The sequence below is a fragment of the Arthrobacter sp. C152 genome (assembly GCF_054890965.1).
The window spans coordinates 51,362-64,887 of the sequence record NZ_JBTZSU010000023.1 but is presented as its reverse complement, the minus strand read 5'-3'; the positions used below and the strand labels follow the sequence as shown (position 1 = coordinate 64,887).

10 protein-coding genes are annotated in these 13,526 nt (G+C 64.0%); 4 read left to right on the top strand and 6 right to left on the bottom strand.

Annotated elements, in window-relative coordinates; translation table 11 throughout:
* Nucleotides 1–167: 167 nt before the first annotated feature.
* The 3 genes from ACYSM9_RS15225 to ACYSM9_RS15215 all read right to left on the bottom strand — a co-directional run bounded on the left by ACYSM9_RS15225 (nucleotide 168) and on the right by ACYSM9_RS15215 (nucleotide 3,864).
* Entirely contained in the window at nucleotides 168–1,112 is a 945-nt protein-coding gene (locus ACYSM9_RS15225) for a phosphoglycerate dehydrogenase (RefSeq protein ID WP_461857791.1), read from the bottom strand.
* Between the two features lie 114 nt (nucleotides 1,113–1,226).
* Nucleotides 1,227–2,603: a cation:dicarboxylate symporter family transporter gene (locus ACYSM9_RS15220; protein ID WP_461857790.1), complete on the bottom strand. Its 1,377-nt coding sequence runs from the start codon at nucleotides 2,601–2,603 to the stop codon at nucleotides 1,227–1,229.
* A 94-nt stretch (nucleotides 2,604–2,697) separates the two neighbouring features.
* Nucleotides 2,698–3,864, bottom strand: coding sequence for a mandelate racemase/muconate lactonizing enzyme family protein (locus ACYSM9_RS15215; RefSeq protein WP_461857789.1), 1,167 nt, complete (start codon nucleotides 3,862–3,864; stop codon nucleotides 2,698–2,700).
* Between the two features lie 236 nt (nucleotides 3,865–4,100).
* Here ACYSM9_RS15215 and ACYSM9_RS15210 point away from each other — a divergent pair, with 236 nt between their 5' ends.
* Nucleotides 4,101–4,802 (top strand): GntR family transcriptional regulator, encoded by a 702-nt coding sequence (locus ACYSM9_RS15210; RefSeq protein WP_461857788.1) that lies wholly within the window; start codon nucleotides 4,101–4,103, stop codon nucleotides 4,800–4,802.
* Nucleotides 4,803–4,827: 25 nt separating this feature from the next.
* On the opposite strand, the gene ACYSM9_RS15205 is transcribed toward ACYSM9_RS15210, so the two are convergent.
* Nucleotides 4,828–5,733 (bottom strand): LysR family transcriptional regulator, encoded by a 906-nt coding sequence (locus ACYSM9_RS15205; protein ID WP_461857787.1) that lies wholly within the window; start codon nucleotides 5,731–5,733, stop codon nucleotides 4,828–4,830.
* 164 nt (nucleotides 5,734–5,897) lie between these two features.
* Between ACYSM9_RS15205 and ACYSM9_RS15200 the strand changes: the two genes are divergently transcribed.
* From ACYSM9_RS15200 to ACYSM9_RS15190, 3 genes are all read left to right on the top strand, one after another.
* The gene (locus ACYSM9_RS15200) at nucleotides 5,898–7,001 is read left to right on the top strand and encodes a tartrate dehydrogenase (protein ID WP_461857786.1); all 1,104 of its coding nucleotides are present in this window, start codon (nucleotides 5,898–5,900) and stop codon (nucleotides 6,999–7,001) included.
* A gap of 10 nt (nucleotides 7,002–7,011) precedes the next feature.
* Entirely contained in the window at nucleotides 7,012–8,187 is a 1,176-nt protein-coding gene (locus tag ACYSM9_RS15195) for a glycerate kinase (RefSeq protein WP_461857792.1), read from the top strand.
* 74 nt (nucleotides 8,188–8,261) lie between these two features.
* On the top strand, nucleotides 8,262–9,575 hold the full coding sequence (locus ACYSM9_RS15190; protein ID WP_461857785.1) for a 2-hydroxycarboxylate transporter family protein: 1,314 nt from the start codon (nucleotides 8,262–8,264) through the stop codon (nucleotides 9,573–9,575).
* Nucleotides 9,576–10,135: 560 nt separating this feature from the next.
* Here ACYSM9_RS15190 and ACYSM9_RS15185 read toward each other — a convergent pair.
* Both ACYSM9_RS15185 and ppsA read right to left on the bottom strand, forming a co-directional pair.
* A complete protein-coding gene (locus ACYSM9_RS15185) occupies nucleotides 10,136–10,987 on the bottom strand; it encodes a pyruvate, water dikinase regulatory protein (protein WP_461857784.1) in 852 nt (283 codons plus the stop codon).
* Nucleotides 10,987–13,389: a phosphoenolpyruvate synthase gene (gene ppsA, locus ACYSM9_RS15180; protein WP_461857783.1), complete on the bottom strand. Its 2,403-nt coding sequence runs from the start codon at nucleotides 13,387–13,389 to the stop codon at nucleotides 10,987–10,989. The genes ACYSM9_RS15185 and ppsA overlap by 1 nt, the downstream gene beginning before the upstream one ends.
* Nucleotides 13,390–13,526: the final 137 nt, after the last annotated feature.

Genomic DNA, 13,526 nt, shown 5'->3' with positions numbered 1-13,526 from the left:
TCAACGCGCCCCGCAAACGCTCACTCATCGCCTACGACCACTGAAACCAATAGGACTTAATCATCTAGTTGGAAGCGTGCAATGCGCATTGTTCTCCTTGTTGCTGCGGGCGACGCAGGGTCTGATCGTGCGGTTTCGACGGGCGCAATACACCGGCGGTGATGGGGCTAGACGACGGGGTGCGCGGGCTCGCGGCCTTCGAGGACGTCGATCACGGCCCAGGCGGCTGCAACGCCGGCGCGTTCGCGTGCTTCCACGGTCTGACCGGCAAGGTGGGAGGTGATCAGGACGTTGTCGGCCTCCCGAAGCCGGTGGCCGGCAGGCAGGGGTTCGTGCCGGACGACGTCCAGTGCCGCTCCGGCGATCTCTCCTGCGGAAAGGGCATCGGCCAGTGCTTCTTCATCAATGAGTGAACCGCGGGCGGTGTTGATGAGGACGGCCGTGGGTTTCATGGCCTCCAAGACCAGGCGGTCAATCAACGGCGCCCCCGAACGGTCGGGCCGTGCATGGAGGGTGAGGTAGTCGGAGGCGCTGATGGCCGCCTGGAAATCGGTGAACTTCACGTCGGGTTCCAGGGAGTCCGGATGCGATGTGCTGACCCGGACTGTCATACCGAGGGCGGCGCCCAGCCGCGCTACCGCTCGTCCGCTTGGACCAAATCCGATGACGCCGAGGGTCGCTCCGCGCAGTTCCCGTCCGGCACCCCGCGGCCAGTCGCCTTCCTTGACGCCCTGAATGACGGCGGGCAGGTTTCGTGCTGCCATGAGCATCAGGGCGATGGTCATTTCGGCGACGGCATCGTGGTTGACGCCTGGGGTGTTGCAGACGCGGATGCCGAGTTGGCGGGATGCTTCGGTGTCGATGGAGTCGTAGCCGACGCCGCTGCGGGCGAGGACCTTGAGTGCTGAGGCTGATTCGAGCATGTCGGCCGTGACTGGTTCGCTGGCGAGGATCGCGCCGGCGATTCCGTTAAAGAGGGAGCGGCGTTCTTCCGGAGTTCGTGGACCGCGTGAGGGTGAGTAGACCGGTTCAAGCCCGTGCTCCCGCAGAAGCCTATCGACGGTGTCTCCAGGACGCAGGTAATCGGTGGTGATCAAAATGCGGGGGGCCATGATGGTGGTTCTTTCCTCTGGTTTGCTGCGGATGCGTGACCGGTAGCTCCACATATTGCGGTTCACGCGGTCAGGGCCGCCGCGTTGTGTGCGGCGGCCCTGGCGCGTGGGGTGTTAGTGGATGTCTACCTTGTCGGCTTCCACAGCAGCGATGGGTTTCGGTTCGAGTTCGTTCTTCTTTTTTCCAGCGGCGTGCAGGGCTGCCCGGGCCTGTTCGGGGTCGAAGTCCTTTTCCCATTTGCCGATGACGACAGCGGCCATGGCGTTTCCGAGGACGTTGATGAACACACGTCCTTCGTTCAGGAGACGGTCGATGCCGACGATGAGTGCCAGGGCGGCCAGTGGGATGCCGCCGACCGAGCTGAGGGTGCTGGCCAGGACAATGAATGCGCCGCCGGCGATACCTGCGGTGCCCTTGCTGGTGAGCATCATGACGCCGACCATCACCAGCTGCTGTTCCCATGAGAGGTCCATGCCGACGGCCTGGGCCAGGAACACCGAGGCCATGGTCAGGTAGACGGCGGATCCGTCAAGGTTGAAGGAGAAGCCGCAGGGGATGACGATGCCGACCGTGGACTTGCCAACGCCCATGGCTTCGAGCTTCTTGATCAGCTGCGGCAGGACGGCTTCGCTGGAGCAGGTGCTCAGGGCGATGAGGAGTTCGGCCTTGAAGTAGCGCATGACGGTGAAGATGTTCATGCCGCAGGCTCGGGCGACGATACCCAGGACCACGATGACGTAGACGATGCAGGTGGCGGTGAACAGCAGGACCAGGATGCCCAGTTGCTGCAGGCTCTGGGTGCCGTAGTTGGCCGTGACGGCGGCCAGGGCGCCGAAGGTGCCGATGGGGGCCAGGCGCATGACCCAGTTGACGATCTTGAAGATCACCGTGGAGAGGGCCTGAATGCCCTTGGTCAGGAACTGGCCGGCTTCTCCGGAGACGTTCATTGCGGCGCCGAACACGATGGAGACCATGAGGGCGGCGATGATGGTGTGGCCGGTCAGGGCGCCGAACAGGGACTCGGGGATGATGCTGTTGACGAAGGCCAGGCCGTCGAAGCCCTTGCTTGCCGCTGCCGGGACTTTGCTCGCGTCAAGTTGGGACGGGTCGATGTTCATGCCGTCACCAGGGCGGAAGACGTTGGCGACGACAAGCCCGATCAGCATCGACAGCAGTGACAGGGCGATGAAGTAGCCGAGCGCTTTGACGCCGATGCGTCCGGCTTTGCGCAGGCTGTCCATCGAGGCGATGCCGAGCGAGACGACGCAGAACACCACGGGGATGACGATCATTTTCACCAGGGCGATGAACCAGTCGCTCAGGGGCGTCAACTGCTTGCCGACAGAGGGCAGGAGGAGGCCGACGGCGATGCCCAGGACGGCGCCCAGGACGACTTGGAACCAGAGTTCGCGCATCAGCCGGCCGAACCGGGACCGCTGCTTGGGTGGGTGGGCGGAATGCTGGGGATTCTGCAGGGTGTGGGACGACATCTTCGGTGCTCCTTTGCACGACAGACAGAGAAGTATTTGGGGGGTGCCTGGTCCCGGGCAGTTCTGCTGCCCGGGACCAGACAGGTTTGGATGCTTACTCGTGCAGGCCGCGCAGGACCTTGTAGAACTCGGCCTTGCCTTCCAGGCCGATGCCGGGCAGGTCGCCGGGGGCTACGCGGCTGTTGACGATGACTGCGTCATCGGTGAAGCCGCCGGTGGGCTGGAATTCGCCCGGGTAGGACTCGTTGCCGCCGAGCTTGAGGGCTGCTGCGATGTGCAGGGAGAACTGGTGTCCGCCGTGGGGGATGCAGCGGCGTGAGGACCAGCCGTGCTGGGCCAGCATGTCCTGGATCCGGCGGTATTCGGTGAGGCCGTAGCTCAGGGCCGGGTCGATCTGGATGAAGTCGCGGTCAGGGCGCATGCCGCCGTAGCGGATGAGGTTGCGGGCGTCCTGGAGGGAGAACAGGTTCTCGCCGGTCGCGATCGGGTTCTTGTAGTGCTCCGAAAGGGTGGCGTTCAGGGCGTAGTCCAGCGGGTCGCCGACTTCCTCGTACCAGAACAGGCCGTACTTATCGATGGCTTTGCCGTACTCGAGCGCGGTTTCCAGGTCGAACTTGCCGTTGACGTCAACCATCAGGCGGGAAGCGTCGCCGTCGAGGACCTCGATGACGGCTTCGATGCGGCGGAGGTCTTCGGCCAGGTCGGCGCCGCCGATCTTCATCTTGACGATGTTGTAGCCCTGGTCGAGGAAGTTGCGCATTTCGTTCTGGAGGTCTTCCAGGGTCTTGCCGGGGGCGTAGTAGCCGCCGGCTGCGTAGACGAAGACGTCCTTGTCCGGGTTGCCGTCACCGTAGTGGTCGGAGATCCACCGGTACAGGGGCACGCCGGCGATCTTGGCGGCCAGGTCGTGCAGGGCCATGTCGGCCACACCCACGGCAACGGAGCGTTCCCCGTGGCCGCCGGGCTTTTCGTTGGACATCATGATGTCCCATGCCTTCTCCGGCGAGAGGCCGCCGTCCTCGTCCAGAAGGTCCTCAGCGGGAGCGTCCAGGAGGCGCGGCAGGATCCGGTCCTCAAGGATGCCGGTGGCGTTGTAGCGGCCGTTGGAGTTGAAGCCGTAACCGACCAGCGGCTTGCCATCGACGAAGACGTCGCTGACGAGGGCGAGGATCGTGGTGTCCATCTTGGTGAAGTCAATGAAGGCGTTCCGGATGGAGGAGCTGATGGGGATGGTGCCGACGTGGGCGGAAACGATTTTCATCTTTGAATCTCTCTTGGTTGGATCTTATTTCTTATAAGACAGACCCTTTGGGCTTGGCCCTAAGATTTGCACCCGCCGGTTGCTCGGCTGCAAATATCTTATAAGACGTTGAATCGAGGTTAGCGGCTCGTGATCCGGAGCACAAGTCCTGACGAGAGATTTCTTATAAGATGTTTCCTCGGAGGTATACTGTGGGGAAGCGGGGGCTACGCTCCCTGGAGATTTGGAGCGTTTAGATGAGTACTACCAACGTCTTTTCGAGCAAGGGCAGCCTGGCGTACAGCGAACTGCGCCAGTTGATCCTCTCCGGCGCTTTGGCCCCGGGCTCGCGGATCTCCCAGTATGAGTTGGCTGAGAACATGCAGATGAGCATCACGCCCCTGCGGGAAGCGATCCGGCGGCTCTCCAGCGAGGGCCTGATCATTATGGACACGCACCGGGACTCCCGGGTTGCCAGCATGAGCGCCGCTGAAGCCCGCGAGCTGCTGGAGGTCCGCCTGTCCCTTGAACCGTCCGCGACGGAACTGGCGGCCTACCGCCGCACGGATGCGGATATCCAGGCGATGCGGGCCGCTGCTGAGAAGCTCCTGCCGGTGACCCGGGTATGGGGCGAGGACGCGATCACCGCCCACCGGGACTTCCACAGGGCCGTTTACACCGCTTCGCACAACACGACCCTGATCAAGCTTCTGGATGACCTGTGGGACAAGTCCGACCGCTACCGACGGATCGGGTTGGAGTTGCCGTCCGGTGATGAGCCACGCACCATCGACTTGAACCAGCACCACCAGATCCTGGAACTGGTCACCGCCGGGGATGGCCCCGGCGCGGCCGAGCTGGCGAGGACCCACATCGCCAACAGCCTCACCGCTTCCGTCACGGGGGCCCTCGAGGAACGCGAGAGCGATTCATCGCCGGACCTGGAGAAAACCGCCTAGTGCCGGAAGGGCCGCCGGCGAGAAACTATGTGGGGCCGATCCTTTCCGTGAGGCCCTGCCGCAGGTGCTCGATGGCGGCGGTGATCCGCCGCGGGGTTTTGGTGGTGGCCGGGTACAGGGCGTAGATGTCGGCGTCGGGTGTCGGAACATCCGGCAGTACGTGCTCGAGGACTCCCTGCTGGATCAGTGGGTTCACGTGCCAGGTGGAACGCATGATCAGCCCGAGACCTTGCGCGCACCAGTCCGTGACGACATCACCGTCATCACTGATCATGCTTCCGCTGACGCTGACGTATTCCTGGCCCTGCTCGCCAAACCGCCACAGAGAATAGTCCGCGTTGTTCTCACGCAGCACGATGCAGTTATGCCTCTCCAAATCCCTTGGCACTGCCAGCGGGGGCGCACTTTCAAGGTATCCAGGGGCGGCGCAGACGATCCTGCGGTTCCCGGCCAGCAGTTTCGCCTTGAGTCGTGAGTCCGACAGTCCTCCGACCCGGATGGCGATGTCGAAGTTCGTCCCCGAGATATTCAACGGCAGTGCCGACAGTTCCAGGTCAATCTGGATCAGTGGGTGCTGCCGGACAAACTCGCCCAGCAGCGGAGCAATGTGCTTCCGCCCGATTCCCAGCGTGGAGTGGACCGCAATGCGCCCCTTGAGCTCCCCGTGCTGGGTGGACAGAGCATCTTCCAGATCCGTCTTCTGCTGCAGGATGGACAGGGCGCCGGCAGCATAGAGCTGTCCCTCCTCGGTCAGAGTGAGCCGGCGCGTGCTGCGCCGCACCAGCGGAACTCCGAGCCGGGACTCCAGTGCGGTCAGCCGCTTGCTGACCGCCGAGACGGACTTACCCCAGCTCCTGGCCGCTTCCGTGAGGCTTTCCGACCTCGATATCTGTTCAAAGAACTCCAAGTCGTCGATCGAGGTGAGGTCCATCCTTACTTCTTTCGTCAGCGGAAATAATGCATTGTCCCACACGCTCTTAATCATCTGCTTCTTGTCTTCTACGCTGGGGTGACTGGAAGCACAGCCGAAGGTATTGCCTGCACGGGCAGACCCGTCACCGGGACAACGGCGTTCTACACGAAAGACCAAGCACCATGACCAACACCCACCGCATCGCAGTTATCGCCGGGGACGGCATCGGCCAGGAAGTCGTGCCCGAAGGGCTGCGCGCCCTGGAAGCCGCCTCCGAAGCATTCGACTTCAAGCTCGAAACCACCCAGTTCGACTACGCCAACGCCGACTACTACACCAAGCACGGCAAGATGATGCCGGACAACTGGTTCGAGGAGCTGAGCACCTACGACGCGATCTTCTTCGGCGCCGTCGGCTGGCCCGAAGTCGTCCCGGACCACGTCTCCCTCTGGGGCAGCCTGCTGCAGTTCCGCCGCGGCTTTGACCAGTACGTCAGCCTCCGCCCCGTCAAGCTGCTCGCCGGCATGGCCAGCCCCCTGGCCGGCCGCGTTCCCGGCGATGTCGACTTCTACGTGGTCCGCGAAAACACCGAAGGTGAATACTCCAGCGTCGGGGGCAAGATCTTCGAAGGCACGGACCGCGAAACCGTCCTGCAGGAAACCGTCATGACCCGCACCGGTGTCGACCGGATCCTGAAGTACGCCTTCGACTTGGCCCAGAGCCGTCCCAAGAAGCACCTCACCTCGGCCACCAAGAGCAACGGCATCTCCATCTCCATGCCTTACTGGGACGAACGCGTCGAAGAGATGGCCAAGCGCTTCAGCGACATCAACGTGGACAAGTACCACATCGACATCCTCACCGCTAACTTCGTCATGCACCCGGACTGGTTTGACGTCGTGGTGGCAAGCAACCTGTTCGGCGACATCCTCTCCGACCTGGGCCCTGCCTGCACCGGAACCATCGGGATCGCCCCCAGCGGCAACATCAACCCCGAACGCAAGTTCCCCAGCCTCTTCGAACCCGTCCACGGCTCGGCACCGGACATCGCCGGCAAGGGCATCGCCAACCCGATCGGCCAGATCTGGAGTGCGGCCATGATGCTCGAACACCTGGGCGAACGTCAGGCAGCAGCAGCAGTCCAGCAAGGCTTCGAAAACGTCCTCGCCCGCGGTGGAGAGCACATCCTCACCCCGGACCTTGGCGGCGTGGCCACCTCCGAAGTCCTCGGCAAGACCGTCGCAGAGGAAATCACCGCCGTCGCCCTGGCCGAAGAAGGCAAATAAATTGACCGCCGTGCCCTCCGGGATCAAGGAACCCAGGCGCGAACCCAGCCGCAAAGGGTCCCGCCCCTCGGTCCTCATCGCTCCGGACAAGTTCAAAGGTTCCCTGACCGCATCCGAAGTCGCCCGCAGCATCGCAAAAGGACTCCACACGTCCTTTCCCGGAATCCACACCACAGAGCTGCCAGTAGCCGACGGTGGTGACGGGACCCTCGATGCCTTCCTCGCCAACGGTTACAGCCGGCGCGAAATCACGGTGACCGGCCCGGATAACGACCTGCAGAACTCGGCCATCGCGGTCAGGGACGGCACGGCGATCATCGAAACAGCCCTCACCTCAGGCCTGGCCATGCGCGGAGACAGGAAACCGAACCCGCTCGCATCCACCAGCCGAGGCGTCGGCGACGCTATCCTCGCAGCCCTCGACGCAGGCGCACGGCGCATCATCATCGGGTTGGGCGGCAGCGCCTGCACCGACGGCGGAGCAGGAATGCTCCAGGCCCTCGGGGTCTCACTGACCGACGGCTCAGGGGCCATCCTCTACCCCGGCGGGGTCAGCCTGCTGGACCTGGAACACGTCGACCTGTCCGGCCTGGATCCCCGGATCCAGGCCACAGAGTTCATCCTCGCCACCGACGTCACCAACCCCCTCCACGGACCCAACGGCGCCGCCGCCGTCTACGGCCCACAAAAGGGAGCCGACGCGGAAGAGGTCAAGGTCCTCGACTGGGCACTGAGCAACTTCGCAGACAAAATCGCACCAGACATGGCCCATATGCCCGGCGCCGGAGCTGCCGGCGGTATCGGGTACGCAGCCCTGGCCGTCCTCGGTGCAACCGCCAGGCCAGGCATCGAGCTCGTACTGGAAATGCTCAACTTCGACACGCAACTGGCAGGAACCGACCTGGTCATCACCGGTGAAGGCCGGCTCGATGACCAAAGCTTCCAAGGAAAAGCACCCTCCGGCGTCCTCACCGCCGCTGCCCGGCACGGTATCCCGGTAGTTGCTGTCTGCGGCTCCAGCCTGCTGCCCACCGCACCCCGTTACCCGGACTTCGACGCCGTGCATGCCCTCACGGACATTGCCCCCGACGTTCACACAGCCATCCGCAACGCCGCACCCCTGCTGGAACAACTGGCAACCCACATCAACGTCCGCGCACTCCAGCCGACACCGGCCGCGGACTAACAGACCTACAAACAAAGGTCCCTTCCTCGGGCAACCCTGCCCTCTTTCCCTCCCAACGAAGCGAGAGATCCATCATGAGTACCAACGTTGAAAGTAAGGAAACAACCCCGGCACTAGCCAGATTCACCCTCGGCGGTGTTCCGCTGATCGTTCCCGTCCTGCTGGCAGGCATCGTCATTACCGCAGGCGCCCTCGGTTTAATCCCCAAAGACATGATCGGCGGCCTCGCCGTCATCACCGCCTTCGGGATGCTCCTCGGCCCCCTGGGCAACAAACTCCCGATCATCTCCAAGATCGGGGGCGGCGCCCTCGTCTGCCTGATGGTCCCATCACTGCTCGTCTACTTCGGCGTATTCAACAGCAACATCCTCGACGCCACGACAGCATTGATGAAAAACGCCAACTTCCTCTACTTCGTCATCGCCACCCTCGTCGTCGGAAGCATCCTCGGCATGCACCGGACCACGATGCTCCGCGCACTGGTCCGCATTTTCCCGCCCCTCGTGGCAGGAACAGCCGCAGCCGTTGCCGCAGGCATCGGCGTCGCCATGCTCTTCGGCTACAGCTTCCAACGGGCCCTCTTCTACATCGTGGTCCCCATCATCGGCGGCGGCATCGGCGAAGGCGTCATCCCGCTCTCAGCGGCCTACTCCAACGCGCTGGGAGGAACACCAAAAGACTTCATCGCCCAGCTCATTCCGGCAGCCGTAATCGGCAACATCGTCGCCATCATCCTCGCCGGCCTGCTCCGCCGCCTCGGCGAACGCAGAGCCGAACTCGACGGCGGCGGAATGCTCGTCAAACCCAAAGCCGGAACCAAGGCCGACATCGTCCAGGACACCAGCCACGACGTTCCGACCAACCCCAACTACGCCATGGGCATCCTGCTGATCTGCGGCATGTACGTCCTGGCCTGCCTGGCCGAACCCTTCCTGCACCTGCCCGCCCCTGTCCTGGTGATCGTCTTCTCCGTCATCCTAAAGGTCGCCGGCATCGTCCCCGCCAGCGTCGAAGGCTCAGCCCGCGCGGTGTACGCCATCGTTTCCAAACACCTGATCTACCCCACCATGATCGGACTGGGCATGCTCTACGTCCCCATGGCCGACGTCATCAGCGTCCTCTCCATCGGCTACGTCATCACCTGCATGGCCGTCGTGATCACCATGGCAGTCGTGGGCTTCTACGTCGGCAAAGCACTCGGCATGTACCCAGTTGACGCGTCCTTGGTCACCGTCTGCCACAGCGGCCTCGGCGGCACTGGGGACGTCGCGATCCTCTCCGCCTCCAACCGCATGAACCTCATGCCGTTCGCCCAAATCTCCACCCGCATCGGCGGCGTCACCACCGTCATCTCCGCCGCATCACTGATCCACCTCACAGCCTCCTAACCCCGGAGGAAAAACGCGCGAAACGGCGGCGGGACCACGACCACGGTCCCGCCGCCATTTACGTTGTCCTCCACAACCACTAAAGGAAAGACGCCATGCGACTTAAGCCGAAAAACGAATCGCCCCACACCTCACAGGCACTCCCCCACTACGGCTAGCGTCCACCGGTTGTACCGGACTGGCGTGAACTGGTTGAAGGGGACAGCATCTCCCTGCTCCTCCCGGACAGTCACGATGACCCCATTTCAGGAACCGTCGACGCAGTCTCTTCAGACGGGTCAATACTGTGGCTAGTGCAAAAAGGGCCAGCAGGGCGACGCATGTTCCACCACATCGACGGATACAAAACCCTGCTCGACATTCCTGCCCCCAAGTAGCCGCAAGGTGCGCGAGTTGAGGGGCCACAATTGCCTGTTGAAGTACACCCCAAACTGACGTCAGGAACCAGCTGAGAGAGCGTCAGATCAGGGTCCAATTTGCCGTTCCCAGACAGGGGACCTGGAAAAGCCATAGACCCCAACCTGACATGCCGAGGCCCGCACGCTAAGAGAGGCACACCCTCAGTGGTGCAGCTGCATCCTCTGCAGGACGGTTGCGGAGATCTCCTCCACCGACATGGACGCGGAGTTCACGTACGGCACCTTGTTCACCCGGTACATGTCCTCAGCGTTGCGTAATTCGAACGTGCATTGGGACAGCGAGGCGTAGTTACTCCCGGGGCGCCGTTCCTGGCGGATCTGGCTCAACCGCACCGGCACCGACGTCAGCCCGAAGCACTTGTGCGAGAACGGCCGCAGGGGTTTGGGCAGGGAGAGGCTTTCGAAGTCTTCCTCCACCAGCGGGAAGTTGGCCGCCAGGATGCCGTGCTGCAGGGCCAGGTACATGGTGGTGGGAGTCTTGCCGCAGCGCGAGGGAGCGATCAGGATCAGTTCGGCGCGTTCCAGCGCACGCAGCGACTGGCCGTCGTCGTGCTCTATGGCGTATTCGACGGCGGCCATGCGCGACTGATAGCGCACGGCATCCCCAAGGCCGTGCGCCTTGCCCGGCTGGCCGCTGGCGGACGCGTGGAGAGCCTGCTCCAGCTGGCCGATGTGCGCACCGATCAGGTCGAAGAAATGACCGCGGCTCCGGGCCAGGACCGCGCGGATGTCCCGGCCCACGGTGGTGGAAAAGACGATGGGCCGGGGGCCGGCGGCGGCCAGCTGATTGATGACGGCCACCACCTCCTCCGCCTGGTCCACGGTGGTGATGAAAGGGATGCTCCGGCGTTCCAGGTGCTGGGCCGGGAACTGCGTCAGCAGGGTGTTGCCCAGCGTCTCGGCGGTGATGCCCGTGCTGTCCGAAAGGAAGAACACCACGGGGGCGGACGTGCTGCCCGCCCCCGTGGTGTCCCGCCAGGAGGCGTCCGGCATTAGACCGCTGAGCGGGTGCCGGAGCGTGCCAGGCGGAGCCAGGTTTCTGTCACCGCGTCCGGGTTCAGCGAGATGGAGCTGATGCCCTGGCCCAGGAGCCACTCGGCGAAGTCCGGGTGGTCGCTGGGGCCCTGCCCGCAGATCCCCACGTACCGGCCCTTGGCACGGCAGGCGGAAATGGCCATCTCCAGGAGCTTGGTGACGGCCGGGTTCCGCTCGTCGAAGCCGTCGGCCACCAGTGCCGAGTCGCGGTCCAGGCCCAAGGTGAGCTGGGTCAGGTCGTTGGAGCCGATGGAGAAACCGTCGAAGTACTCCAGGAACTCGTCGGCCAGCAGCGCGTTGGCGGGCAGCTCGCACATCATCACGATCTCCAGGCCGTTCTCGCCCCGGCGCAGGCCGTTGGCGGCGAGCAGCTCGGTGACGCCGCGGGCCTCGTCGAGGGTGCGGACGAACGGGACCATGAGCTTGATATTGGTCAGGCCCATCTCGTTGCGCACAAACTTCAGCGCTTCGCATTCCAGCTCGAACGCCTGGCGGAACGACTCCGACAGGTACCGGGAGGCACCCCGGTACCCGATCATCGGGTTCTCCTCCGACGGTTCGAACGCCGGGCCGCCCAGCAGGTTGGCGTACTCGTTGGACTTGAAGTCGGACATCCGGATAATCACCGGTTCCGGGGCGAAGGCCGCGGCGATCGTGGAGATGCCCTCGGCCAGGCGCTTCACGTAGTAGTCCCGCGGCCCGTCGTAGGCTGCGGTCTTCTCGCGGATCTGCCGCACCGTGTAGTCCGAAAGCGACGCCGGACGCTCCACTTCGCCGGCCACGGCCAGCAGCGCGTTCGGGTGGATGCCGATCTGGCGGTTGATGATGAACTCCAGGCGGGCCAGGCCCACGCCGTGGTTCGGCAGCTTGGCGAAGCTGAACGCCTGCTCCGGAGTACCCACGTTCATCATGATCTTGACCGGCGCTTCGGGCATGGTGTCCAGGCTGGTTTCCTGCAGCGTGTAGTCCAGCAGCCCCTCGTAGACGAAGCCCGCCTCGCCCTCGGCGCAGGACACGGTGACCGGCGTGCCGTCCTTGAGCACCTGGGAGGCCTTGCCGGTGCCGACGACGGCGGGAATCCCCAGTTCGCGAGCAATGATCGCCGCGTGGCAGGTACGTCCGCCGCGGTCCGTCACGATCGCTGCGGCCTTCTTCATGATCGGTTCCCAGTCCGGGTCGGTCATGTTGGCCACCAGGACGTCGCCGGCCTGGAAGGAGGCCATCTGGTCGATCGAGGTGAGCACGCGGACCTGCCCGGCGCCGATGCGCTGGCCAATGGCACGGCCCTCGGCGAGGACGTTCGAGCGCTCGGTAAGGGTGTAGCGGGAGATGGTGCCGGAGGCCTTGCGGGACTCCACGGTCTCGGGGCGGGCCTGCAGGATGTACAGCTCGCCGTCCACGCCGTCCTTGCCCCACTCGATGTCCATCGGGCGGCCGTAGTGGGCCTCAATGGCCAGCGCATGCCGGGCAAGCTGCTCAACCTCGGCGTCCGTCAGGCTGAAGCGGCGGCGCAGATCCTGCGGGACGGGGACGAAGTCCACGGTCCTGCCCACTTCACTGGAGTCCGTGTAAGTCATCTGCACGGCCTTCTCGCCCAGGCCCCGCTTGAGCACGGCAGGGCGCCCGGCCGCGAGGGCCGGCTTGTGCACGTAGAACTCGTCCGGGTTCACGGCACCCTGGACCACAGCCTCGCCGAGGCCGTAGGACGAGGTGATGAAGACGGCGTCGTTGAAGCCGGATTCGGTATCCATGGTGAACATCACGCCGGAAGCGCCGACGTCGGAACGCACCATGCGCTGGATGCCGGCCGAGAGTGCCACTTCCGAGTGCGTGAAGCCGTGGTGTACGCGGTAGGCGATGGCCCGGTCGTTGTAGAGCGAGGCGAAGACGTCCTTGATGGCAAGCAGGATGTTCTCCACGCCGCGGATGTTCAGGAACGTCTCCTGCTGCCCCGCGAAAGAAGCGTCCGGCAGGTCCTCGGCCGTGGCGCTGGAACGCACCGCCCAGGACACATCCCCGCCGTGCTCGGCGGTGAGGCGGTCGTAGGCGGACCGGATCTGCTCCTCGAAGCCGGGCTGGAAGGGGGTGTTGCGGATGAGGTCGCGGATCTGCTTCCCGGCCACGGTCAAAGCGGCCACATCGCCGCTGTCCAGGCCGTCGAGGATGCCTTCAATCCGGCTGTCGAGGCCGGACTCGCCAAGGAACCGTCGGTAAGCGTCTGCTGTGGTGGCGAAACCGCCCGGTACCTTAACCCCTGCTGAGGCAAGATTCCGGACCATTTCTCCGAGCGATGCGTTCTTGCCGCCAACCTGGTCAAGGTCGGACAGGCCGAGGTCAGAAAACCAGAGAACGTCAGTCATAGGTGGTGCTCCTCCGTTGGGCACGCGCTGACAAGCGCTGTAAAAGATGTGATGCAAGGTTGGTCAGGAGTGCGCCCAAGAAGCAAATGGATGTGACCAGCGCAACACGCGTGCGGCGTAATGGGAAGTCACCGAAC

What these genes read in the sequence shown, in the direction of transcription:
- ACYSM9_RS15225 (WP_461857791.1), bottom strand. Translation starts at nt 1,112, where the DNA reads ATGGCCCCCCGCATTTTGATCACCACCGATTACCTGCGTCCTGGAGAC.
- ACYSM9_RS15220 (WP_461857790.1), bottom strand. Translation starts at nt 2,603, where the DNA reads ATGTCGTCCCACACCCTGCAGAATCCCCAGCATTCCGCCCACCCACCC.
- ACYSM9_RS15215 (WP_461857789.1), bottom strand. Translation starts at nt 3,864, where the DNA reads ATGAAAATCGTTTCCGCCCACGTCGGCACCATCCCCATCAGCTCCTCC.
- ACYSM9_RS15210 (WP_461857788.1), top strand. Translation starts at nt 4,101, where the DNA reads ATGAGTACTACCAACGTCTTTTCGAGCAAGGGCAGCCTGGCGTACAGC.
- ACYSM9_RS15205 (WP_461857787.1), bottom strand. Translation starts at nt 5,733, where the DNA reads ATGGACCTCACCTCGATCGACGACTTGGAGTTCTTTGAACAGATATCG.
- ACYSM9_RS15200 (WP_461857786.1), top strand. Translation starts at nt 5,898, where the DNA reads ATGACCAACACCCACCGCATCGCAGTTATCGCCGGGGACGGCATCGGC.
- ACYSM9_RS15190 (WP_461857785.1), top strand. Translation starts at nt 8,262, where the DNA reads ATGAGTACCAACGTTGAAAGTAAGGAAACAACCCCGGCACTAGCCAGA.
- ACYSM9_RS15185 (WP_461857784.1), bottom strand. Translation starts at nt 10,987, where the DNA reads ATGCCGGACGCCTCCTGGCGGGACACCACGGGGGCGGGCAGCACGTCC.
- ppsA (WP_461857783.1), bottom strand. Translation starts at nt 13,389, where the DNA reads ATGACTGACGTTCTCTGGTTTTCTGACCTCGGCCTGTCCGACCTTGAC.